The sequence below is a fragment of the Verrucosispora sioxanthis genome, assembly GCF_010560025.1.
Taxonomy (GTDB): Bacteria; Actinomycetota; Actinomycetes; order Mycobacteriales; family Micromonosporaceae; genus Micromonospora; species Micromonospora palythoicola.
This window is the reverse complement of the sequence record NZ_SAIY01000004.1, coordinates 354,821-378,751: the sequence shown is the minus strand read 5'-3', so window position 1 is coordinate 378,751 and position 23,931 is coordinate 354,821. Positions and strand designations below refer to the sequence as shown.

Genomic DNA, 23,931 nt, shown 5'->3' with positions numbered 1-23,931 from the left:
TGAGAAGGGCCCTGTCCACGCGTGCACAGGGCCCTTCTTAACGGGCGCTCAGCTTGTTACGGTGCGGATCATGCGTGCCGCCTTCGCCTCCCGTTTCGACGACGCCGACCCGCTCGCCGCGCTCACCGTCGGTGAACAGCCCGAGCCGAGCCTGCCCGACGACGGCTGGGTGACGCTGCGCGTCACGGCCAGCTCGCTCAACCACCACGACCTCTGGTCACTGCGCGGCGTCGGGCTCCGCGCCGAGCAGTTGCCGATGATCCTCGGTTGCGACGCGACCGGGGTGGACCCGGACGGCAACGAGGTGGTCGTGTACCCCGTCGTGCCGACACCTGGCGACCCGCGCGGGATGTCCATCCTCTCCGAGTACTTCCCCGGCACGCTCGCGGAGCGGGTGGCCGTACCCCGGTCGAACCTGCTGCCGTTGCCGGCGGGGCTGCTGGCGACCGACGCCGCGTGCCTGCCGACGGCCTGGCTGACGGCCTGGAGGATGCTCACCACCAAGGGTCGGGTCGACGACGCCGAGGCCGTCCTGGTCCAGGGCGCCGGGGGCGGCGTGGCTACCGCGGCCGTCGCGCTGGCCGCCGCGATGGGCAAGCGGGTCTACGCGACCAGCCGCGACGCCGCCAAGCGCGAACGCATCGCCGAGCTGGGCGCGACCGCCGTGGAACCGGGTGCGCGGCTGCCCGAACGGGTGGACGTGGTGATCGAGACGGTCGGTGCGGCCACCTTCGACCACTCGCTGAAGTCGGCCGCCCTGGGTGCCCGGATCGTGGTCTCCGGCGCGACCGCCGGCCACGAGCCGACTGTCAACCTGCGCCGGGTCTTCGCCATGCAGCTGGAGATCCTGGGCACCTCGATGGGCACTCCCGACGAACTGGCCGCCCTGCTGGCGTTCTGCGCCGAGCGGAAAGTGCGCCCCGTGATCGACAGCGTGGTGCCGTTCAGCCGCGTCGGCGACGCCTTCGCCCGGCTGCACTCCGGTGACATCTTCGGCAAGGTGGTCGTCGACCACACCGCGTGAGTTCCTCGGGCCGCCTACAGGTGGTCGTCGAGGGTGGCGATGCCGTCGCGGGAGGCGGCGGTGGGGATGCGCTTTCTGGCTTCGGCGTCGCCGTAGAGCGTCCAGCGCAGGAACTCGGTGGTGGTGTCGGCGACCACCCGTAGCGCGGCGCCCTCACCGCGCAGCAGGGCGCGGCCGTGGTCGCCGTTGGGCAGGCTCAGCATCGCCTTCGGCCACGGCACCTTGTCGTACACGGCCTTGCCGGCGGCGTACCGCACGACCTCGTCGGCCTCGCCGTGCACGAACATCTGAGGGGCGGCGGCACCGGCGAAGGCGGTGCCCACCCCCAGGGCGGTACCGGCGAAGACGACTCCGGCGGCCAGCCGCTCGTCACGACCGGCGGTGAACAGCCCGATGGTGGTCACCGCACCCGCCGAGTGACCCGCGGCGGCCACCCGGTCGGTGGCCAGCCGCCCGCGTAGCGGGTCACCGTCGCGGGCGTCGAGGGCGAGCACCCGGGTCAGCGCGTACGACACGTCGGCCGGCTGGTTGAGCACGTCGAGCACGTTGTTCTCGCCGCCACCGCGGGAGGTCTTCGGAAAGGTCGGCGCGGCAACCACGAATCCCGCCGAGGCCCACCGGGTCAGCAGCGACTCGTAGTCGTCGGGACGGCCACCCAGGCCGTGGCTGAACATGATGACCGGGAACTTCCCGTCTGCCGCCTCGGCACCGTTGGCCGGCCGCCCACCGGCCCGGCCGGCCGCCGGGTACCAGACCGTCACCGGTAGCGGTCGGTCGCCGTCGCGGTTCAGCTTCAGCTGCCGTACGCCGAGTGCGAAGGTGTCTGCCGGGGCGCGGCCGGCGGGAACCGCCGGTGCCGAGGGCGCGGCAGAGGCGGTGGGCTGAGGTGTGGGCGCGCCCGCCCCCTCGGTGGGCTCACGGTCGGTGGAACACCCGACCAGAGCGCTGGCGAGGAGGCTGGTGGCGACCAGAACGGAGGCGACACGACGCGACATGGCTCCGATTGTGCCCGCCCCGATCTCCGACACCGCCGTTCCGGTCGCGCCGATCTTGCACTTCTGGTCGGATGAATGTCGGTTTTGCTGATGATTGTCGAGACGGAAAGTGCAAGATCGCGGGTGGTCCGGGGCACGGAGGGCTGGATCGGTTTCGCTAAGGTTCCCGGCATGGCTGAGAACTACACCGACCCGAGCGGCAACACCGAGGCGTTCCGCGCCTTCGCCAACCCGGAGGCCGCTCCGGCGGAGGCGGCGTCGCGTACCGGTCTGATCATCGGCGCGGCCGTGATCGCCGCGGTGCTGCTCGCCCTCGCCACCTGGCTCGCCTTCGGCTGACCGGTCGGGCGTCAGCTGCGGGCCGTGACCACGGCCCGGGCGGCGCGGGCGATCTCCCGCTCCTCGTCGGTGCCGATGACGCACACGGCGACCTCCGCGCCGTCCGGCGAGATGAACCGGTCGCCGCTGCCCTCGTTGCGGTCCGGGTCGACCGTGATGCCGAGCCGGTCGAGCCCGGCCAGCGCCGCCGTGCGTACCGGTGCCGCGTGCTCGCCGACCCCGGCGGTGAAGGTGACCGCGTCCACCCGGCCGAGCAACGCGTAGTACGCCCCCACGTAGCCGGTGATCCGGCGGCAGTAGACGTCGAAGGCGAGCGTCGCGGCCTCGTCGCCGGCCGCCCGGCGGGCGAGCAGCTCGCGCATGTCGTTGACCCCACTGAGCCCGAGCAGGCCGCTGCGGTGGTTGAGCAGGTCGTCGATCTCGTCGACGCCCAGGCCGCCCTCGCGGCGCAGGTGGAACACGATCGTGGGATCGAGGTCGCCACTGCGGGTACCCATCACCAGGCCCTCCAACGGCGACATGCCCATCGAGGTGGCGACGCTTCGTCCGCCGGCCACCGCGCACGCGCTGGCGCCGTTGCCCAGGTGCAACGTGACCGTGTTGATCTCCTCGTACGGCCGGTCCAGCAGCTCCGCCGTGCGTCGGGACACGTACGCGTGGGAGGTTCCGTGGAAGCCGTACCGCCGGATCGAGTACCGCTGCGCGACCTCGCGGTCGATGGCGTAGGTGGCGGCGGAGTCGGGCAGCGTGTGGTGGAACGCGGTGTCGAACACGGCGACCTGCGGTACCTCCGGCAGGGCCTGACGGGCCACCTCGATGCCGGCGAGGTTCGCCGGGTTGTGCAGGGGAGCCAGTGGCACCAGGTCGGTGATGGCGGCCAGTACCGCGTCGTCGACGAGCGTCGGTGCGGTGAACCGCCGGCCGCCGTGCACCACCCGGTGCCCCACCACGGCGAGGCCGGTCAGGTCCAGGCCGTCCAGGATCTGCCGGATCGCGCCGGTGTGGTCGCTCGGACCGCCGCCGGGCTCGCCGATCCGTTCCACGGTGCCCCGGTCCAGTACGCGGTCGCCGTCGTACAGCCGGTACTTGACCGACGACGACCCGCTGTTGAGCACCAGCACCTTGCTCACCGGGGCACCTCGGCGAGCGCGGCGGCCTGGATGGCGGTGATCGCCACGGTGTTGACGATGTCCGGCACGGTGGCCCCCCGGGAGAGATCGTTCACCGGCCGGCGCAGGCCCTGCATTACCGGCCCGACGGCCACCGCCCCGGCCGAGCGCTGCACCGCCTTGTACGTGTTGTTGCCGGTGTTCAGGTCGGGAAAGATGAAGACCGTCGCGCGGCCGGCGACCGCGCTGCCCGGCAGCTTGGTGGCCGCCACGGCCGGGTCGATGGCCGCGTCGTACTGGATCGGACCCTCGACAGCCAGTTCGGGTCGGCGTCGCCGGACCAACTCGGTGGCCGCCGCGACCTTCTCCACGTCCTCGCCCGCGCCCGAGGCGCCGGTGGAGTACGACAGCATCGCCACCCGGGGCTCGATGCCGAACCGCGCCGCCGTGTCCGCCGAGGAGATGGCGATGTCGGCGAGCTGGGCGGCGTCCGGATCACGGTTGACCGCGCAGTCGCCGTAGACCAGCACCCGGTCGGCGAGCAGCATGAAGAAGACGCTCGAGGCGACGGAGACCTCCGGCATGGTCTTGACGATCTCGAAGGCCGGCCGGATGGTCGCCGCCGTGGTGTGCGTGGCGCCGGAGACCATGCCGTCGGCGTGGCCCGCCCACACCATCATGGTGCCGAAGTAGTTCGGCTGGGCGACGATGTCGTGCGCCAGTTCGGCGGTGACGCCCCGGTGCGCGCGCAGCTTCGCGTACGCCTCGGCGAACTCGTCGCGCCATGGGCTGCTCGCCGGGTCCACCACCCGGGCCTCGCCGATGTCCAACCCGAGCTCCCGGGCCCGCCGGGCAACCTCGTCCGACCGCCCGAGCAGGGTCAGGTCGGCGACTCCCCGGCGCAACAGGATCTCGGCGGCGCGCAGGATCCGTTCCTCGGTGCCCTCCGGCAGTACCAGATGTCGCCGTCCGGCCCGGGCGCGGTCGATCAGGTCGTACTCGAACATCAACGGAGTGACCCGAGCGGACCGGCTGACCCGGAGTCGGCCGGCCAGCTCGACGGTGTCCACGTGCGCCTCGAAGGCGCCCAGCGCGGCCTCCACCTTCCGGGGGTTCCCGGTGCTGGGCCGGCCCTCGATCCGGCTCGACGCGGCCACCGTGTGATAGCTGTCGCTGGTTACCGAGAGCACCGCGAGTCGGGCGTTCAGTGCCTCCACCAGACGCATCGCCCGAGGGTCGGGCGGCACCCCGAGGGTGAGCACCAACCCGGCGAGCGACACCTGCCCGGCCACGTGCGCGGCGCTCGCCGCCACCAGCAGATCGTCCCGGTCACCGGGCATGATCAGCAGTGCGCCCTCGGTCAGGTGTTCCAGCAGGGTCGGCACGTGCGCCGCACCGACGACGTAGTCGAGCACGTCACGGGCGAGCGCGGTCTCGTCTCCGGCCAGCAGCGTGGCACCCAACGCGCCCGCCACCTCCGCCACCGTCGGTGCGGACACGCTCGGCACCTCCGGGATGGCGTACGCGGGGACCGGCAACGGGGGCAGCGACATCGCCCCCGGAACCCGGTTGGCCAGCACCGCGAGCACGGTCGCGCCGAGGTCCGCGAGGTCGTGGTAGGCGCCTCGGGCGGCCGCGGCGATCGCCGACGGCTGCTGTCCGTAGCCGTCGACCACCGGTACCACGACGCTGCCGAACTCGGTGGCCAGCCGGGCGTTGAAGGCCAGCTCGCGAGGGCCGGCGGTGTCACCGGCGGTGGCGAAGTCACTGCCCACCACGACCATCGCCGCGAACCGCCGCTCCACCTCCCGGTAACGCTCGACGATCCGGGAGATCAGTTCCTCCCGACGACCGTCGGCGACCAGGGCGGTGGCCTCGGCGTACGTGGTGCCGTTCAGCTCCGCCACCGGTAGGCCCACCCGGTAACGCTCGCTGAGCAGGGTGAGGATCGGGTCGGGGCGATCCTGCGCGACCAGCGGCCGGAACACGCCGATCCCGCCGACCTGTCGGGACAGCAGCTCGGCGAGGCCGAGGGCGATCGTCGACTTCCCCCCGCCCGAGCCGACACTGGTCAGGTAAACGCTCCGGGCCACGGCACTCACGCTACAAGATCAGGGTGGTTCTCGCGTGGGTCCTCGGACCCGCCCACCCGGGCCGTCCGGTGACCGCCCGTCCGACGAGCGCACGGCTGACCTCCGGCTCGGCCAGGAAGATCTTTATTTCGACCCGACCGCCCAGGGGCGGACGCCGGACCATCCGGTCGGTACGACCGCCGGCACGAGCGCCGCCGGTACGTTCGACCTGCTCGCGGCCGGTTTCGACGAGCCCGGGGAGCCGGGTCGACGCAACCGGCCGCCCACCGGCGGAGGTGATGCTCACCCTCTGCGAGTCGACGCTCACGCCGGCTCGGGTGCTCGTGCGGTGAACTGGGATGTCCGTCCCACCGCCGGGCTCCCGGAGGAAGCCGAGGATTGTTCACTCCTAGACTCCCGGCCATGACTGCGGACCCTCTGACCAGCGCCGATACGGCCAACGGCGGATGGGGCGTCGAGCGACCCACAGCCGCCGAACCGGCCGCGACGCCAGGGCCCGCGGAGCCGCCGACGATGGCACCGCCCGCCGTGGCAGCGGCCTCGACAGCGGTGCGGCCGGCCGCACCGGAAGCGCCTGCGGCGGTACAGCCGGTCGTGCTGGATGCCCCGACCCTCGTGCAGCCGGTCGTGCTGGACTCGCCGACGGTCACGCAGCGGGTGGTGGACGCACCCACGGTGGAGCAGCCGTCGGTACTGGACGCGGCCACGGTGGTGCAGCCGTCGGTACTGGACGCACCCACGGTGGTGCAGCCGGCCGTGCTGGACGCGGCCACGGTGGTGCTGCCGGGAGACAGCCCCACCACCGTGATGGCCGCCGTACCCCAGCCGCCGCCGGTCTTCGTGGACCCGAGCGGCCGGCGCCGGTCCCGCTTGCGCTGGATCGGGTACGCCCTGGGTCTGGTGGGTCTGCTCTACACCGGCCTGGTTGTGGCGAGCTTCGCGGGCGGCCCGGTGAACGCCGACAGGGTGCTGCCCTTCGTGGAGCCGACCCGCCGGCCCTGGCAACCGCCACCGGCCCCGTCGATCCCCGCCGCGGAGGCGCCGCCGAGCACGGCCGCCTCCCGTACCACGGGCGGTGGTGCGCCGCGCCCGCAGGCCACCCCGACCCGGGCAGCCAGGACGACAAGCATCCCGGCGCCACCCAGCCGTGTCTCGTCGTCGCCACCGGCGTCACCGCGACCCTCCCGGTCGACCACACCGGCGACCACTCCCAGCGTCGAGCCGTCCACCACGGCACCGGCGTCGCCGAGCGTCGACCCGTCGGACGGTGCCGACGACGCCCCGGCCGATGACTGAGTTGCCGGCGCGCCGGTCCCGCCGGGCGGTGCGAGGTCGGCGGGTCGTGCCACCGCCGAGCTGGACCCTTCTCGGCGTACTCTGCGCGGTGCTCGCCGCCGTGCTGCTCGTCGGCGCGTACGCCAACGCGTCCTTCGCGCCGGATCGTCAGGTCAGCCACGACGGGCAGCGTGCGGTGCCGACGGCGGTGGTCGCCGGTGGTCCGATCATCAGCAGCACCGGTGGGCTGACCCGGTCGTACCGACTGCCCCCGCGCACCGTCGCGCTCACCTTCGACGACGGTCCCGACCCGGTCTGGACCCGCGAGGTGCTGCGGGTGCTGGCCGTTCATCAGGTGCCGGCGACCTTCTTCGTGGTCGGTTCGCAGGTGGCCCGCCACCCGGAGCTGGTTCGGGAACTGGCCGCCGACGGCCACGAGATCGGTGTGCACACCTTCACGCACCCGGACCTGGCCGTCCTGCCCGACTGGCGACGCCGGATGGAGTACACCCAGACCCAGTTGGCCATCGCCAGCGCGGCCGGCGTCCGTACCTCGCTGATCCGGTTCCCGTACTCCTCCTATGCCCAGGCCATCAACGATCTGGACTGGCCGGTGTTCGCCCAGGCCGGCGAGCTGGGTTACCTCAACGTGCTCAACGACACCGACAGCCGGGACTGGGCGCTGCCCGGCGTCGACCAGATCGTCACCAACGCCACGCCGCCCGGATACTCGGGCGCGATCACACTCTGGCACGACGCGGGCGGCGAACGGGCGCAGACCGTCGCCGCGCTCGACCGGTTCATCCCGCTGCTGAAGGAGCGCGGCTACCGCTTCGTCACCGTCACCGGTGGCCTGAACCTCGCGCTCGCCGAGGCCGGCGTGGACCACCGGGTCGACGCCGGTCAGCCGGCCAGCACCGGGGAACGCTGGCGCGGCCGGATGCTCATCTGGGGGGTGCAGGGCGCGGACCGGACGCTGGGCTGGCTCGGGTTCATCTTCCTGGCGGTGGGCGCGCTGACGGTGGCTCGTACCGTCCTGCTGCTGGTGCTCGCCGGCCGGCACGCCCGGCGACGCCGCGCCCCCGACTGGGCCTGGGGGCCGCCGGTGACCGAGCCGGTCTCGGTGATCGTGCCCGCGTACAACGAGAAGGAGGGGATCGCCGCGGCCGTCCGCTCGCTGGCCGGTGGCGACCATCCGGGCGGCATCGAGGTGATCGTCGTCGACGACGGTTCCACCGACGGCACGGCGGCGATCGTCGAGGCGCTGCGGCTGCCGAACGTCCGGGTCGTCCGCAAGCCCAACGGCGGCAAGCCGAGCGCGCTGAACACCGGGGTCGCGCTGGCCCGGCACGAACTGATCGTAATGGTCGACGGGGACACCGTGTTCGAGCACGACTCGGTGCGACGGCTCGTCCAACCCTTCGCGGATCCGCAGGTCGGCGCGGTGGCCGGCAACGTCAAGGTGGGCAACCGGGACAGCCTGATCGCCAAGTGGCAGCACATCGAGTACGTCATCGGCTTCAACCTCGACCGCCGGCTGTACGAGACGTTGCGCTGCATGTCCACCGTGCCCGGGGCCATCGGCGCCTTCCGCCGGCAGGCGCTGCGCTACGCCGGTGGCCTGACCGACGACACGCTGGCCGAGGACACCGACGTCACCATGGCGCTCGGCCGTGCCGGCTGGAAGGTGGTCTACGAGGAGACGGCCCGGGCGTGGACGGAGGCCCCGGCGACGCTGGGGCAGTTGTGGAAGCAGCGGTACCGGTGGAGCTACGGCACCATGCAGGCGATGTGGAAACATCGGCGTTCGCTTGTCGACCGTGGCGCCTCCGGCCGATTCACCCGTCGCTGCCTGTTGTTCCTGAGCCTGTTCGGGGTGCTGCTGCCGCTGCTGGCACCGGTGATCGACCTCCTCGCGCTCTACGGCCTGTTCTTCCTCGACCGGACCGCGACGGCGGTGGCCTGGCTGGTCATGCTCGCCTTGCAGACGCTGACCGCCGTGGTCGCGTTCCGCCTCGATCGGGAGAAGCTGAGCGTGCTGTGGGTGCTGCCGTTGCAGCAGTTCGTCTACCGCCAGCTGATGTACCTGGTGATGATCCAGTCGGTCACGACCGCCCTCACCGGCGGCCGCCTAGGCTGGCAAAAACTCCGCCGCACCGGCCTGCCCCCCACCCCAACCCCCACCAGCTCTCATTGATCATGAGGTTAGCGGGGCATTTTGTCCGTTTCGCCGCCGCTAACCTCATGATCAACGGGGTTGTCCGGGGTGGGCGAGTGAGATGGCGTAGGTGGGCCAGAACTGGCCGGCGGGGGGTTCGCCGGGACGGCAGTCGCCGTCGGACTCGCCGGGGAACTTGATCCAGAGCAGGGCGTCCACCCGGGACAGGCCTGGGTCGGCGGTGGGTTCCTCGCCGATCGCCCGGCCCGGCGGATTGCACCAGCTCGGCGCACCGCCGACGCGTTCGGCCGGGTAGGGGCCGTTGCCGTTGCGGCTGGTGTCGATGACGAACGTGGTGTCGCCGCCGAGCGCGTCGGAGATCCGGTGGCCGTAGCTGACGTTGTCCGTGGTGCGGACGAAGTTCGCCACGTTGAGTGCGAACCCGTCGGCCTGGTCCACGCCGGCTTGGCGCAGTGCCGCCGCCAACGCCTCGACGTCGCGGATCCACCCCGGATGCCCGGCATCGAGGTAGATCCGGGCGGTGCCGGTGCTGGCGAGCACGGTGACCGCGTCGCGCAGCAGGGCGAGCCGGCCGGCGGCGTCCCGGACGCAGCCGGCCACCGCGTCGGGCAGCGCACCCGGTTCGAGGACGACGATCACCGGACGGCCGGCGACACCGGCCGCGACATCGCGGATCCACGCCTGGTACTCCGCGCCGGTACGGGCGCCTCCCTCGCCCTGCCGGCCGCAGTCGCGTTGCGGCACGTTGTGCAACACCAGCACGGGTGTCTGGCCCGCGATCGCGGCCTGACCCAGGAACGCGTCGACCTCGTCGCGGGCCGGACCACCGGTGAGCCACTTCGCGCTCGGTCGGCTGCCGATTGTGCGCAGCGTCTCCGCTGCGGCCGTGTCACCCCGGGCCGCGCGTTGTTGCGCCTCCAACTCGGCCGGATTGGCCGGGTCGAGATAGAACACCGAGGGCAGGGGCGGCGCGGAGCCGACCGGGTCGGTCACCCGAGGCGGTGCGGGCTGGTCGGCACAACCAGCCAGCAGCAACGCCAGGGCGAACCCGGTCGCCACGACCCTCCGTCGGCGCCCCGGGGCGCCGGTCGGGCTCGACAGCGGTCGACGCCACGACCGGGCGCGTCGGCCGGCCGGCCCGATGGCTGGCACGGTGATCAGTCGTCGTCTTCGTCGTCGAGCCGGGCCAGCCAGGTGGCGAACCGTTCGATCGGGGTCTCGAACTCCGGGTTCAGGTCGACGAAGTCACGCAGCCGCGCGCCCAGCCACTCCAGGCTGACCTGCTCGTCGCCGCGCCGCTCGACCAGTTCCTCGATGCCCCGGTCGGTGAAGTACATGGGTCTGCTCGCTTCCTCACCGGAGCCCCGGTGAAGCCGTCCGGTCCCGTCCCACCCTGGGGCGGGACGGGACCGGGTCAGTTCTCGTCAGGGGCGGGGAAGTGCCGCCTCGATCAGCGCGGTCTGCTCGACCTCGTGCATCTTCGCCGACCCGACTGCCGGCGCCGCGGCGGCCGGACGGGAGATGCGGCGAAGCCGAACATCGTCGAGGTGCTCCAGCAGGTTGAGCGCGACGAACGACCAGGCGCCCTGGTTGGCCGGCTCCTCCTGCACCCAGGCGAAGTCCTCCGCGTTCGGGTACTGGGCGAGCGCGGCCCGGATCTCCTCCACCGGCATCGGGTAGAGCTGCTCCAGCCGGATGATCGCCGTGTTGCTGATGCCGCGCTCCTGCCGAGCCTGGAACAGGTCGTAGTAGACCTTGCCCGAGCAGAGCAGCACCCGCTTGACCCGCTCGGCGTTGCCGGCCGCCGGGTCGGCCAGCACCGGGGAGAAGCCGCCGGTGGTGAAGTCCTCCACCGAGGAGACGCAGAGCTTGTGCCGCAACAGCGACTTCGGCGTGAACACCACGAGTGGCTTGCGCTTGGGCGACAACGCCTGCCGGCGCAGCAGGTGGAAGTAGTTCGCCGGCGTCGTCGGGTTCGCCACCCGCATGTTGTCCTCGGCGCAGAGCTGGAGGAAGCGCTCCGGGCGGCCGGAGGTGTGGTCCGGTCCCTGACCCTCGTGGCCGTGCGGCAACAGCAGGGTCACGGCGGAACGCTGGCCCCACTTCACCTCGCCCGAGGAGATGAACTCGTCGATCACGGACTGGGCACCGTTGACGAAGTCACCGAACTGCGCCTCCCAGCAGACCAGCGCCTCCAGGTTCTCCACCGAGTAGCCGTACTCGAAGCCCATCGCGGCGTACTCGCTCAACAGCGAGTCGTGCACGAAGAACCGGGACCGCTCGCCGTCGGCGGTGAGCGACTGCAGTGGCAGGTAGTCGTCGCCGGTCTCCGCGTCGACGATCGAGGCGTGCCGCTGCACGAAGGTGCCGCGACGCGAGTCCTGCCCGGCGAGCCGGACGGTGACCCCGTCGTGCAGCAACGCACCGAAGGCGATGATCTCGCCGAAACCCCAGTCGATGTTGCCTTCGACGGCCATCCGGGCCCGCCGGTCGAGCAGCTGCCGGATCCGCTTGTGCGGGGTGAAACCGTCGGGCAGGTTGACGTGCGCCTCACCGATGGCCTTGATGACCGAAGCCTCGGTCGCCGTCTCCACCTGCGGCTCGGGCTCGTCCTGCCGGGGTGGGCGGCTCAGCTGACGTGGCGTGCTGGCCGCGTCGCGGGTGGCCTTGAAGACCCGCTCCAACTGCGCCTGGTAGTCGCGCAGCAGTTCCTCGGCGTCTTCCACGGTGATGTCACCCCGCCCGATCAGCTCCTCGGTGTAGAGCTTGCGGACCGAGCGCTTCGAGTCGATGATCCGGTACATCTGGGGGTTGGACATCGAGGGGTCGTCGCCCTCGTTGTGCCCGCGCCGCCGGTAGCAGACCAGGTCGATGACGACGTCCTTGTTGAATGCCTGGCGGTACTCGAAGGCGAGCCGGGCCACCCGGACGACGGCCTCCGGGTCGTCACCGTTGACGTGGAAGATCGGGGCCTGGATCATCCGGGCCACGTCGGTGCTGTAGAGGCTGGAGCGGCTGTACTCCGGCGCGGTGGTGAAACCGACCTGGTTGTTGACCACCACGTGGACCGTCCCGCCGGTGCGGTAACCGCGCAACTGGGAGAGGTTCAGCGTCTCGGCCACCACGCCCTGGCCGGCGAAGGCCGCGTCGCCGTGCACCGCCAGCGGCAGCACGGTGTAGCCCTCCAGCTTGAGGTCGATGCGGTCCTGCTTGGCCCGGACGATCCCCTCCAGCACCGGGTCGACGGCCTCCAGGTGCGACGGGTTCGCCACCACCGACACCTTGACGGCGTGGTCGCCGTCGGGAGTGGTGAACTTGCCGTTCTGGCCCAGGTGGTACTTCACGTCGCCCGAGCCCTGGGTGGAGCGTGGGTCCAGGTGTCCCTCGAACTCGGAGAAGATCTTCTCGTACGGCTTACCGACGATGTTGGCCAGCACGTTGAGTCGACCCCGGTGGGCCATGCCGATGACGACCTCGTCCAGCCCGCCCTCGGCGGCGTTCTCCAGCACCTCACCGAGCAGCGGGATGAGCGACTCGCCACCCTCCAGCGAGAAGCGCTTCTGGCCGACGTACTTGGTCTGCAGGAACGTCTCGAAGGCCTCGGCCGCGTTGAGCCGGTTGAGCACGTGCTTCTGCTCGCCGGCCGGCGGCTTCTCGTACTTGCGCTCGACCCGCTCCTGGATCCAGCGGCGCTCGGCCGGGTCCTGGATGTGCATGTACTCGATGCCGACCCGGCGGCAGTACGAGTCGCGCAGGACCCCCAGGATCTCCCGCAGCTTCATCCGCTGCCGGCCGGCGAAGCCGTTCACCGGGAAGGTGCGGTCCAGGTCCCACAGGGTCAGCCCGTGCTGGAGGACATCCAGATCCGGGTGCTTACGGATCTTGAACTCCAGCGGGTCGGTGTCGGCCATCAGGTGACCGCGCACCCGGTAGGAGTGGATCAGCTCGTGGACCCGGGCGGTCTTGTTGATCTGCCCCTCGCTGTCGACCGCGACGTCGCGCATCCAGCGCACCGGCTCGTAGGGGATCCGCAGCGAGGTGAAGATCTGGTCGTAGAAGCCGTGCTCGCCGAGCATCAGCTCGTGCATGACCTTGAGGAACTCGCCGGACTGCGCGCCCTGGATGATCCGGTGGTCGTACGTGCTGGTCAGCGTGATGACCTTGCTGACCGCCAGCTCGGCCAGGGTGGCCTCGCTCATGCCCTGGTACGGCGCCGGGTACTCCATGGCGCCGACTCCGATGATCGCGCTCTGGCCCTGCATGAGTCGCGGCATCGAGTGCACGGTGCCGATGCCGCCGGGGTTGGTGAGCGAGATGGTGGTGCCGGAGTAGTCCTCCATGGTCAGCTCGTTGCGGCGGGCGCGCCGGACGACGTCCTCGTACGCCTGCCAGAACTGCCGGAAGTCCATCTGCTCGCAGGCCTTGATGGAGGGAACCACCAGGTTGCGGCTGCCGTCGGGCTTGGTCAGGTCGATGGCGATGCCCAGGTTGACGTGCTCGGGGCGGACCATCACCGGCTTGCCGTCGACCTCGGCGAAGGAGTTGTTCATCTCGGGGTGGGCGACGAGCGCCCGCACCAGGGCGTAGCCGATCAGGTGGGTGAAGCTGACCTTGCCGCCGCGTCCCCGGGCGAGGTGATTGTTGATCACGATGCGGTTGTCGACCAGGAGCTTGGCCGGCACGGCTCGGACGCTCGTCGCGGTCGGTACGGCCAACGACGCGTCCATGTTCTGGACGATCTTGGCGGCCACTCCGCGCAGCGGCGTGGTCTGTGGCCCGCCGGTGGTGGGCGCGGTCCGGGTGGGCTGACTCTTCGTCGGCTCGGCCTTGGCGGCGGCGGGCTTGGCAGCGGCGGGCTTCGCGGTGGTCGACTTGGACGCGGCGGACGCCGGCTTCGAGGTCTCCGCCGCCGCGCGGCGGTCGCCCTTGGCTGCCGGCTCGGCCTTGCCCGTCGGCTCGGCCTTGGCCGCCGGTTCGCTCTTGGTGGCCGTCTCGGTCCTGGCCGGGGTCGCGTCCTTGGCGGCGGTGGTGGCCGGCCGCCCGTCACCGGTGCCCGCTGTGTTCTGACCGGGCCGGTAGTCGGCGAAGAAGTCGTGCCAGGCCGGGTCGACGCTGCGGGGATCGGCGAGGTAGCGCTGGTACATCTCCTCGACGATCCACTCGTTCGGGCCGAAACCCGCCAGTGGGTTCTCCTGCGAAGTCTGCTGGGTCGACACGGCCGGTAATCGCCTCTTTCACGCGGGTTTGTGTGTCACGCGGTGCCCGATGCGCCGGGACGGGCGCACAGGACGGTTCCAGGCTACGCCGTAGCCGACTCCGGGGCATTTCCGCCTCCGTCCCGTGGTCGGATTCACAGAAGATGCCAGAAGTTCGGTTAGCGCTGCGTATTCCCTTGATCGCTGCTAAGGCCGACGGGCCCGGTGCGCCGGCTGTCCACCGGTGCACCGGACCCGTCGGGACGGGGCGACCGGGTCGGCCGCCCGGGTGTCAGGAGATGTCGCGGCGCCGGGTGATGAGGATCCCGGCCACGCCGCTGACCACGGCGTAGCCCACCAGTACGAGTGCGCCGACCCACCACACCGGCAACATCTCGTTCTCGCCCGGCGTGATCATGACCTGGGAGGCGGCGGCCGGCCAGAGCACCTGCCACTTGATCACGGCCATGTTGTCCAGCAAGTTGGCCAACAGCAGGAAGAGCAGCCCCACCACCTGGGTGCCGATCAGGTAGAGCACCGAGGCGGTGATCACCGCGCCCAACTGGTTGGTGATCAGCGTGCCGATGCCCACGCCGAGCACCGTCCAGATCGCGTACGCCATCAGGTTGAGCAGCAGGGCCCGCTGGACCTCCCACTCGCCGAGCTGGGTGCCGTAGTCGTTGAGGGACAGGAACGTCGCACCGGCGGCGAGATCGATGATCGTGGTCACCAGCCAGAACGCGAAGCCGAGCAGGCTGGCCGCGACGAGCTTGCTGACGATCACCGAGGTGCGTCGCGGGGTGGCCAGGAACGTCGTGGTCGCGGTCTGGTGGAAGAACTCGTTGGTGACCATGAGGATGCCGATGAGCATCACGAACATCAGCCCCAGGTACTGCCCCGAGGTGTAGAGGTTCGCCGCCTGGGCCGGTGCGGAGGCGGCGTCGCCGGTGTAGCCGAACTCCTCGCCACCGCCGCTGAGCGTCTCGGTGGCCAGCCACGCGTTGAAGGCGAAGGCCAGGGCGATCGACAGGAACGCCCCGATGGCCAACCACCACCAGGTGCTGGTCGTACGGATCTTGAGTAGTTCGGAGCGGACAAGGTTGCTCATCGGATGCCCGCCTTTCCGGCCGTCAGTTCCAGGAACACGCGTTCCAGGTCGGGTCGTTCAGTGGTCAGCTCGTGCAGTTCCACCCCGGCAGTCAGAGCCGTCCGACCCACCGTCGGCGCGTCGACCCCGCCGATCAGCAGGGCACCCTGTCCGTCGTTCTCCACCGTGGCCGGCCCGCCCTTCAGCGCGGCGGTCAGCGCGTCGGCCTGTGGGGTGCGGACCCGCACCCGGACGCCCTGCGCCATCGACCCGATCACCTGCTCCACCGGACCCTGCCGGACCAGCTGTCCGGCCGCGATGATCACCACGTCGTCGGCCAGCAACTGCATCTCGGAGAGCAGGTGGCTGGAGACGAGCACGGTGCGGCCCTCGGCGGCCAGGCCCTTGAGGAACCCGCGCATCCACCGGATGCCCTCCGGGTCCAGGCCGTTGGCCGGCTCGTCGAGGATCAGCACCCGGGGGTCGCCGAGCATCGCCGCGGCGATGCCGAGCCGCTGCTTCATGCCCAACGAGTAACCCTTGAACTTGCGCTTGGCCGCAGGGGTCAGCCCGACCAGCTCCAACGCCTGGTCGGCCCGCTCCCGCGGCAGCCCGGCGGCCGCGCAGATCACTCGCAGGTGGTTGATGCCGGTGCGCCCCTTGTGCGCGCTGGACGCCTCCAGGACCGCGCCGACGTGCCGCAGCGGGTCGGCCAGGTCGGGGTAGCGCCGACCGCCGATGGTGGCCGTGCCGGCGGTCGGGGTGACCAGGTTCAGCAGCATCCGCAGGGTGGTGGTCTTACCCGCACCATTCGGGCCGAGGAAGCCGGTGACCCGACCCGGTTCGACCGTGAACGACAGGTTGTTGACCGCGACCACGTTGCGGTACCGCTTGGTCAGACCGGAAACCACGATCTGGGCGTCGTTGGTGGGGCTTGGTCGCCCGTCGGTCATCGTTCTCCTCCCGTGTGGCGCCGGGGTGCGCCGTTGCACAGCGTGACGTTAATGGTCAAGTAATTCAATCGGGCTCGTTCGGGAAATCGTGGTCCGTCTCAGGCAGGAGACGTCTCATCCCCAGGTACGAGCCGATCGACCACCGTGTCTACACGGCGATCCAGGTCGCCCGGGCGTGACCGAGCGGGTGGCCGTCCGGGGCGTACAGGCTGGTGTGCACGAACGCCTTGCGGCCCTCGGTGCCGATCACCGCACCGGTCACCACGCACTCGTCGTCGGGGCGGGGCAGCGCCTCGATCCGGGCCGCGATCCGGCCCAGCACGTACGGCCGGCCGGCACCGATCACCGCCCAGCCGCCGGGGCAGTCCAGGGCGGCCCAGACCGTGGCGGGGACGACCTGCCGGGGTGCCCGAACCGGCGCGGCCGTCCGACCGTCCGGCAGCCGACCCGGAAAGATCCGCAGACCGTCGGTGCGCTGCGGACCACAGACGTAGCAGCCGGGGAACGGGTGCTCCACCAGCCCCGGGTACGCCGCCGACGCGGCCCGGGCGGACGCCAGGTCCACCGGGGGACGGCCTCGCCGAGGTCGCCCGCCGGGCGCAGTTGCGCGATGACCTCGCCGGCCGGGTCGCGCACCTGTGCGTCGACAAGGGTCAGCGGGGTGTCCAGCGGCGGCGGTCGGCGCAGGGTCACCTCGACCGGACCGTGCCCGCTGTACGCGGTGGCGAAGACCCCGGCGCTCCAGCCGCCGTTGCCCGAGCCCGGTGGTCCGTTGAAGCGACCCTCGATGATCATCAAGCCCTCCGCCCGCCCGGCCTCGTCGCCGACACCGGCAGCCTCGCACGTCGTCGCCGAGGCCCGGCGCGGCGGGTCGGCCACCGGTCGCCGACCGGCGTTCACCGGATCGACACCGCTGGTCACCATGGCCGGCAACCGACCGGGCGCTACACAGAGGGCATGGCCGTTCTGCCAGCCGTGGACGTCGCACTGACGACCAGCGGCTACACCCTCTCGATCGCCGACAACCCCAGCCAGGTCGAGGCCGCGCAACGCCTGCGTCATCAGGTGTTCGCCGGCGAGTTGGGCGCCACCGTGTCCACCGACACGGCGGGCCTCGACCGCGACATCTTCGACCCGTACTGCGACCACCTGGTGGTGCGCCAGGAGAGCAGCGGCGAGGTGGTCGGCACGTACCGGCTGCTTCCGCCGGGGCGGACCAGCCGCCGATACGCGGCGGGCGAGTTCGACCTGAGCGCGCTCGACCCGTTGCGGACCCAACTGGTCGAGGCCGGCCGGTCCTGCGTGCACCCCGCGCACCGCAGCGGGGCGGTGATCAACCTGATGTGGGCGGGCATCGCCCGCTACCTGCACCTGCGAGGGCTGCGCTGGCTCGGCGGGTGTGCCTCCGTGCCGGTGGCCGACGGTGGTCTCGCCGCCGCCGAGGTCTGGGCCCAGGCCCGGGCGAAGCACCTGGCACCGGAGCCGTTGCGGGTCCGGCCGCTGCGGCCCTGGTTCGCCGAACCGGGTGTGCCGACCGAGACGATCGCCGGATCGGCCCGGTTGGTCCCGCCGCTGCTGCGCGGCTACCTGCGGCTCGGCGCGCAGGTCTGTGGCGAACCGGCGTACGACCCGGACTTCGGGGTGGCCGACTTCTACGTGCTGCTCTCGATGGACCGGATCAACCCGCGTTACCTGCGGCACTTCCTCGGCGGGCAACCGTGAGCCCGCTGTGGCGGCCCAGCTCCGGCTGTGGTCCGGCCTGTCTGCCCGGCCCGGGCGAGGCACCCGCCATCCCGGTGTTCCGGCAACTGGGCCGTGCCGCCGGCCTGCTCGGCATGCTCGGGCTCGGCATCGGGCTGGCGGCCCTGCTTCCGGCGCTACCGACCCGGGAGCGTCAGGCCGCGCTACGCGGCTGGGCCCGCACCACGGCCCGCGCCTGCGGAGTACGCCTCGAAGTGCGCGGTCGGCTGCCCCGCCGGCGGGTCCTGCTGGTCGCCAACCACGTCTCCTGGTGGGACGTCCTGGCGCTGCTCGCGGTCGCGCCGGCCCGGCTGGTGGCCAAGCAGGAGGTGCGCCGGTGGCCACTGATCGGGCTGCTCGCCCGCGCGGCCGGGACTGTGTTCGTGGATCGCTCCCGGCCTCGCGGGTTGCCCGCCACGGTGGGCCGGGTCGCCTCGGCGCTGCGGTCGGGCCGCTCGGTCGCGGTCTTCCCGGAGGGCACCACCTGGTGCGGCGGCGCGGCGTCCTGCCGTCCGCCGACGGGTTTCCGGCCGGCGATGTTCCAGGCCGCGATCGACGCCGGGGCGCCCGTCGTGCCACTGCGGATCGGCTACCGGTGCGGAGTGACCGGCGAGACCACCACGGCCCCGGCCTTCGTCGGCGACGAGACCCTGCTGCGCTCGGTGCGGCGGATGCTCGCGGTGCGGAAGCTGACGGTCTGCGTCGACATCGCCGCCCCCCTGCACCCGGGACGGTCCGCCGACCGGCGGGCACTGGCCCGGGTCGCCGAATCGGCCGTGCACCTCGTACCGTCGGCGTCGGTGGCGCTGACCGCTCCGGTGGTCGCCGGGCCCGCGCCCGAACAGCCGGTCCGTGCGCCGGGACGGCCCACGGCGACCGTGCTACCGGTGCCGACCCGGTCTCCGGCCGTCACGTCGCCGGCCGGTGCGGCGGCTGGCTCACCCGCCGGGCAGCCGGAATGGGAGCTGCCGCTGGCCGCCTGACCGTCGGTGCCCGGCGACGGGCCCGGTGGCTGAAGCAGCTCCGACAACCGCCGCTCACAGGGTTTTTCCAGGATCCGCCCAGCGGAGGCGCAGTGTCTGCGCGGATGATGGGCGGCATGGCCGCTACCCAGACCGAGGCGCGACTGCTCGTCGTCGAGGACGATCCCAACATCCTCGAACTGCTCTCCGCGAGCCTGCGCTTCGCGGGATTCGACGTGGCCACCGCCACCAGCGGCAGCGCCGCGCTGAGCGCGGCCCGGGATCATCGCCCCGACCTGGTGGTGCTCGACGTGATGCTGCCGGACCTCGACGGGTTCGAGGTGATCCGGATGATGCGCGAGGGCGGCACCCGTACGCCGGTGGTCTTCCTCACCGCCCGCGACGCCACCGACGACAAGATCCGTGGGCTCACCCTGGGCGGCGACGACTACGTGACCAAGCCGTTCAGCCTGGAGGAACTGACCGCCCGGATCCGGGCGGTGCTGCGCCGCACCAGCACCGGCGAGCAGGCACCCCCCCGGCTCACCTTCGCCGATTTGGAGTTGGACGAGGAGACCCACGAGGTGTACCGGGCCGGTCAGCGGGTGCAGCTGTCGCCGACCGAGTTCAAGCTGCTGCGCTACCTGATGCTCAACGCCAACCGGGTGCTGTCCAAGGCGCAGATCCTCGACCACGTGTGGAACTACGACTTCCGGGGCGACGACAACATCGTCGAGTCGTACATCTCGTACCTGCGCCGCAAGGTCGACACGACCGATCCCCGGCTGATCCACACCCTGCGCGGCGTCGGGTACGTCCTGCGCAAGCCGGCGGCGTGAACGCGGTACAGCAGGGCAAGACCCGACTCCGCGCGGTACCGCTGCGGGTCAAGCTGGTCGCGGCCGTGCTGACCCTGGTCGCCGCCGCGTTGCTGGTGATCGCCTCACTGACCACGATCTTTCTTCGTAGCTACCTGGTTGACCAGGTGGACGAGGAGCTGACAAGCGCGGTCGAAACCATCGAGAGCGATCTGGCCGGCAAGCCCTGGGCGGAGGTCTACATCCCGCCCGACTCGGTCATCCCCACCGACTACGTGGTGGTGGTGACCAGCCGCAGCACCGGGCTGGTCAAAGACTACGGGTTCGACGAACGCCGGTTCGACGCTGCCGACCTGCCGCACTGGCCCGAGGACGCCGCCGGCTTCCAGCAACTGGCCGGGAAACCGTTCGATACCCGGGCGCGAGGCACCGACGTGCGCTGGCGGATGCTCTACACCGAGCTACCCAACGGGCAGTGGGCTGCGATCGGGCAGCACCTCACCGACGTGGAGCAGGCGGTGAAGCGGCTCATCTGGATCGACCTGCTGGTCGGTGGGGCGGTGCTGGTGCTGCTCGCCTCGGTCGGCGCGGCGATCGTCCGGACCAGCCTCAAGCCGCTCGTGGAGATCGAACGCACCGCCGCCGCCATCGCCGGTGGTGATCTCAGTCGCCGGGTCCCCGACCCGGAGGACGGCCAACCCTGCCCGACCTCGGAACTGGGCCGGTTGTCCCGGGCCCTGAACGCGATGCTCAGTCAGATCGAGATGGCCTTCACCGCCCGGGCGGCGTCGGAGTCCGCGGCCCGGGAGGCCGCCGAGGGGGCCCGCATCTCCGAGGCCCGGGCCCGCCGCTCCGAGGAACGGATGCGGCAGTTCGTGGCGGACGCCTCGCACGAACTGCGTACCCCGCTGACCACGATCCGGGGCTTCGCCGAGCTGTACCGCCAGGGTGCCGCCCGCGCCCCGGAGCAGACCTCCGACCTGCTGCGCCGTATCGAGGACGAGGCGGCCCGGATGGGACTGCTGGTGGAGGACCTGCTGCTGCTGGCCCGGCTGGATCGCGAACGACCGCTCTCGCTCGCCCCGGTGGAGCTGCCGGTACTGGCCGCGGACGCGGTGGCGGCGGCCCGCGCGACGGCACCGGACCGGCGCATCGAGCTGGAGATCGAGCCGGGCTCCGGGCCGCTCGTCGTACGCGGCGACGACGCCCGGTTGCGGCAGGTGATCGGCAACCTGATGACGAACGCGCTGCGGCACACCCCGCCCGGTGCGGCGGTGACGTTGCGGCTGCGCGCCGAGCCCGGCAACCTGGCGGTGATCGAGGTGGTTGACACCGGGCCGGGGCTCACCGCCGAGCAGGCGGAGCGGGTCTTCGAGCGCTTCTACCGGGTGGACGCCTCGCGTACCCGGCGGACCGACGGCAACACCGGCACCGGTCTCGGCCTGGCCATCGTCGCCGCGCTGGTGACCGTGCACCAGGGCACGGTGGAGGTGAGCGAGACGCCGGGTGGTGGTGCCACCTTCCGGGTACGGCTGCCGCTCGCACCGGCCACCGACATCGACGATCAGTGATTTTCAGCCAATCCTCAGTTCCGCCCAAGGCGGGACGCAGAGCGATGGGAGAAGGTAGGGGCATGACCGAGTACGAGCCCGACCCGCGGCGGCCGGCCCCCACCGACGCCGAGCCGTCGCAACCCGAGCTGTCCCGCGCCGAGTACGCGCGGTCCGACTCTCCGTCCACTGACCGTCCCGACGCCGACCCGACGGTCGAGGCGCCGACCGTACCGGTCCGGGCCGTCGACCCGTCCTCGGGTGGACCGGACGCCGCACCGAGCCGGCCGGCCCCGGCCGCCGCCGGCTCGACCCCGGCGGCACAGCCGGTTTCCGGTCAGCCCAGTTGGGCGCCGACCGGCGGCCACCAGCACCAGCATCCGTACCAGCCGGGCGCCCGCTACCCCGCAAACCCGTGGTATCCCGGCCAGCCGGCCTGGAGCGGCCAGCCGACCGGCCCGGGCGTCGCCCAGTCCGGGTATCCGGGGCAGGCCGGCGGCACGCCGGGTGGTTACCCGGGGCAGCCCGGAACGCAGGGCGGGTACCCGGGGCAGCCGGCCCCGTGGGCACCCACTCCGTCCAGCGGCCCCCGCCTCGGCAAGATCGCCAAGCTTGCCGGAGCCGGCGTGGCGGTGTTCGCCCTGATGCTGGGCAGCGGCGTCGCCGGTGGGGCGCTCACCCTGGCGCTCAGCGACGGCGGCGGCATCACCCGCACCTACAGCGCCGCACCCGTGATCGACGGCGCCGACCTGCCGCGCATCGCCGCGTCGGTGCAGGACAGCGTGGTGTCCATCAGCACCGGCAGTGGTGAGGGCTCCGGCGTGGTGCTCAGTGCCGACGGCTACGTGTTGACCAACAACCACGTGATCGCCGGGGGTGGCGACACGGTCCGGGTCTTCTTCGCCGACGGCACCAGCACCCAGGCCGAGGTTGTCGGTACCGACCCGAAGACCGACCTCGCGGTGCTGAAGGCGAACGGGTTGACCGATCTCCAGCCGGCCACCCTCGGCGACAGCGACGCGATGCAGGTCGGCGACCAGGTGCTCGCCCTGGGCAGTCCGCTCGGCCTGCAGGGCTCGGTCACCGCGGGGATCCTCAGCGCCCGGGACCGCACCATCCAGGCCGGCGGGGGGCAGCAGCTCCCCGGCCAGGCGGTCAGCTCGATCTCCGGGCTGTTGCAGACCGACGCGCCGATCAACCCGGGCAACTCGGGTGGCGCACTGGTGAACACCCGGGGCGAGGTGATCGGCATCAACACCGCGATCGCCACCGCGGGGCAGGGCAACACCGGCAACATCGGCGTGGGCTTCGCCATCCCGAGCAACAAGGCCAAGGACGTCGCGGAGAAGCTCCAGCGCGGCGAGAAGATCAGCCACCCGTCGCTGGGGGTCAGCGTGAACGCGGCGCCCGACGGTGGCGCGCTGATCGGCGCGGTGAACCCGGGCAGCGCGGCCGAGCGGGCCGGGCTGCAACAGGGTGACGTCATCACCCGGTTCGGCGACAAGGTGATCAACGACTCCAGCGATCTGGTGGCCGCCGTTCAGGCCGGCAAGGTCGGTGACCAGGTCGAGGTGACGTACCAGCGAAATGGGGCCGAGGCGACGGCAACCGTGACGCTCGCCGAAGCGTCCTAACGAGACAGGACCTGCTTCCTCCCTCCGGGGCGGCGGGTGGCGTGGCCAAGGGGGTTGGCCATGGCACCCGCCGCCCTTCCTCCATCTCGAGCCCGTTCACCCCGACCGGGTGAACCAACCTCACCCTGCCGGTCGGCAACATCGGCGACGGAGACTGCCGCAGCGGAACCGGAGGGTGTCATGACCACGGCGACGGCTACCCGCAGTGACGACCAGATCCAGCGCGACGTGCTCGCCGAACTCGCCTGGGACGCGCAGGTGCGCTCCACCGACATCGGGGTGAGCGTGCGCGAAGGAGTGGTGTCGCTGGCCGGCGGCGTGGACAGCGCCGCCCGCAGGTGGGCGGCGGTGCGCGGGGCCCAACGGGTACGCGGGGTGCGGGCGGTCGCCGACGACATCGAGGTACGACCCACCGGTCCGGTCGACATCACCGACGGCGACCTGGCGATCGCGGCCAGCCGGGCCCTGGAGTGGCACAGTTTCGTGCCGGCCGAGCGGCTGGACCTCACCGTCTCCGACGGGTGGCTGATGCTACGCGGCACCGTGGAGTTCGGTTGGCAGCGGCGGACCGCCGAGCGGGAGTTGCGCCGGCTGCGGGGCGTACGCGGCGTCACCAACCTGGTCGAGGTGCGGCCCGCCGCGCCGGCCGACGTCGACCGGATTCGCAGTGACGTGCAACGGGCTCTGATGCGGGGAATCGGCACGGAACGGGTGATCGTCCAGGTACGCGGCGACACGGTGACCCTGAGCGGGGTGGTGCGGTCCTGGTGGGAGCGGGATCAGGCGGAACGGATCGCGTGGTCGGCCGAGGGCGTGTGCATGGTACGCGATCACCTGCTGGTGGGCGGTTGACCCGGCGATCCGGCCCCGGTTTGTCCATGCCCGGACCGGGAAGACGCTCGATCCCAGCAGGGGAGCCGATCGGGGTCGACGCCCGCACAGCAACGGGGAGGGCACGTGGCCGACAACCTTGCGCGC

18 protein-coding genes and 1 pseudogene are annotated in these 23,931 nt (G+C 71.7%); 10 read left to right on the top strand and 9 right to left on the bottom strand.

The window, feature by feature from the left end:
• Positions 1–61: 61 nt before the first annotated feature.
• Complete coding sequence (locus ENC19_RS14495; RefSeq protein WP_164447713.1) at positions 62–1,024, top strand: zinc-binding dehydrogenase; 963 nt, start codon at positions 62–64, stop codon at positions 1,022–1,024.
• Positions 1,025–1,038: 14 nt separating this feature from the next.
• On the opposite strand, the gene ENC19_RS14490 is transcribed toward ENC19_RS14495, so the two are convergent.
• Positions 1,039–2,019, bottom strand: coding sequence for an alpha/beta hydrolase family protein (locus ENC19_RS14490; RefSeq protein ID WP_164447712.1), 981 nt, complete (start codon positions 2,017–2,019; stop codon positions 1,039–1,041).
• A gap of 171 nt (positions 2,020–2,190) precedes the next feature.
• Here ENC19_RS14490 and ENC19_RS29315 point away from each other — a divergent pair, with 171 nt between their 5' ends.
• Entirely contained in the window at positions 2,191–2,358 is a 168-nt protein-coding gene (locus ENC19_RS29315) for a hypothetical protein (protein WP_166458564.1), read from the top strand.
• Positions 2,359–2,369: 11 nt separating this feature from the next.
• On the opposite strand, the gene ENC19_RS14485 is transcribed toward ENC19_RS29315, so the two are convergent.
• Both ENC19_RS14485 and pta read right to left on the bottom strand, forming a co-directional pair.
• Positions 2,370–3,488, bottom strand: coding sequence for an acetate/propionate family kinase (locus ENC19_RS14485; protein ID WP_164447711.1), 1,119 nt, complete (start codon positions 3,486–3,488; stop codon positions 2,370–2,372).
• Positions 3,485–5,569 (bottom strand): phosphate acetyltransferase, encoded by a 2,085-nt coding sequence (pta, locus tag ENC19_RS14480; RefSeq protein WP_164447710.1) that lies wholly within the window; start codon positions 5,567–5,569, stop codon positions 3,485–3,487. Before pta ends, ENC19_RS14485 begins: the two co-directional genes overlap by 4 nt.
• Before the next feature lie 393 nt (positions 5,570–5,962).
• Between pta and ENC19_RS14475 the strand changes: the two genes are divergently transcribed.
• Both ENC19_RS14475 and ENC19_RS14470 read left to right on the top strand, forming a co-directional pair.
• Entirely contained in the window at positions 5,963–6,856 is an 894-nt protein-coding gene (locus ENC19_RS14475) for a hypothetical protein (RefSeq protein ID WP_164447709.1), read from the top strand.
• Positions 6,849–9,032 (top strand): bifunctional polysaccharide deacetylase/glycosyltransferase family 2 protein, encoded by a 2,184-nt coding sequence (locus ENC19_RS14470; protein WP_164447708.1) that lies wholly within the window; start codon positions 6,849–6,851, stop codon positions 9,030–9,032. The genes ENC19_RS14475 and ENC19_RS14470 overlap by 8 nt, the downstream gene beginning before the upstream one ends.
• Positions 9,033–9,083: 51 nt before the next feature.
• Here ENC19_RS14470 and ENC19_RS14465 read toward each other — a convergent pair whose 3' ends face one another.
• The 6 genes and pseudogenes from ENC19_RS14465 to ENC19_RS14440 form a co-directional block, all read right to left on the bottom strand.
• Positions 9,084–10,073: a glycoside hydrolase family 6 protein gene (locus ENC19_RS14465; protein ID WP_164447707.1), complete on the bottom strand. Its 990-nt coding sequence runs from the start codon at positions 10,071–10,073 to the stop codon at positions 9,084–9,086.
• Between the two features lie 98 nt (positions 10,074–10,171).
• Positions 10,172–10,351 (bottom strand): DUF6104 family protein, encoded by a 180-nt coding sequence (locus ENC19_RS14460; RefSeq protein ID WP_164447706.1) that lies wholly within the window; start codon positions 10,349–10,351, stop codon positions 10,172–10,174.
• Positions 10,352–10,438: 87 nt separating this feature from the next.
• Entirely contained in the window at positions 10,439–14,230 is a 3,792-nt protein-coding gene (locus ENC19_RS14455) for a multifunctional oxoglutarate decarboxylase/oxoglutarate dehydrogenase thiamine pyrophosphate-binding subunit/dihydrolipoyllysine-residue succinyltransferase subunit (RefSeq protein WP_164447705.1), read from the bottom strand.
• A gap of 271 nt (positions 14,231–14,501) precedes the next feature.
• The gene (locus ENC19_RS14450; protein WP_164447704.1) at positions 14,502–15,317 is read right to left on the bottom strand and encodes an ABC transporter permease; all 816 of its coding nucleotides are present in this window, start codon (positions 15,315–15,317) and stop codon (positions 14,502–14,504) included.
• The gene (locus ENC19_RS14445) at positions 15,314–16,249 is read right to left on the bottom strand and encodes an ABC transporter ATP-binding protein (RefSeq protein ID WP_164447703.1); all 936 of its coding nucleotides are present in this window, start codon (positions 16,247–16,249) and stop codon (positions 15,314–15,316) included. The genes ENC19_RS14450 and ENC19_RS14445 overlap by 4 nt, the downstream gene beginning before the upstream one ends.
• Before the next feature lie 148 nt (positions 16,250–16,397).
• Positions 16,398–17,044 (bottom strand): annotated as a pseudogene (locus ENC19_RS14440) (hypothetical protein).
• 162 nt (positions 17,045–17,206) lie between these two features.
• On the opposite strand from ENC19_RS14440, the gene ENC19_RS14435 reads away from it, so the two are divergent.
• The 6 genes from ENC19_RS14435 to ENC19_RS14410 all read left to right on the top strand — a co-directional run bounded on the left by ENC19_RS14435 (position 17,207) and on the right by ENC19_RS14410 (position 23,805).
• Positions 17,207–17,971, top strand: coding sequence for a GNAT family N-acetyltransferase (locus tag ENC19_RS14435; RefSeq protein ID WP_164447702.1), 765 nt, complete (start codon positions 17,207–17,209; stop codon positions 17,969–17,971).
• Positions 17,968–18,972 carry a lysophospholipid acyltransferase family protein gene (locus tag ENC19_RS14430; protein WP_164447701.1) on the top strand — a complete coding sequence of 335 codons (1,005 nt, stop codon included), beginning with the start codon at positions 17,968–17,970 and terminating at the stop codon, positions 18,970–18,972. Before ENC19_RS14435 ends, ENC19_RS14430 begins: the two co-directional genes overlap by 4 nt.
• A 116-nt stretch (positions 18,973–19,088) precedes the next feature.
• Positions 19,089–19,790: a response regulator transcription factor gene (locus ENC19_RS14425; protein WP_164447700.1), complete on the top strand. Its 702-nt coding sequence runs from the start codon at positions 19,089–19,091 to the stop codon at positions 19,788–19,790.
• Positions 19,787–21,340, top strand: coding sequence for a sensor histidine kinase (locus ENC19_RS14420; RefSeq protein ID WP_164447699.1), 1,554 nt, complete (start codon positions 19,787–19,789; stop codon positions 21,338–21,340). Before ENC19_RS14425 ends, ENC19_RS14420 begins: the two co-directional genes overlap by 4 nt.
• Positions 21,341–21,402: 62 nt before the next feature.
• On the top strand, positions 21,403–22,953 hold the full coding sequence (locus ENC19_RS14415; RefSeq protein ID WP_164447698.1) for a S1C family serine protease: 1,551 nt from the start codon (positions 21,403–21,405) through the stop codon (positions 22,951–22,953).
• Positions 22,954–23,133: 180 nt separating this feature from the next.
• Positions 23,134–23,805, top strand: a complete 672-nt coding sequence (locus tag ENC19_RS14410) for a BON domain-containing protein (RefSeq protein ID WP_164447697.1) — start codon at positions 23,134–23,136, stop codon at positions 23,803–23,805.
• The last annotated feature ends 126 nt before the right edge of the window (positions 23,806–23,931 follow it).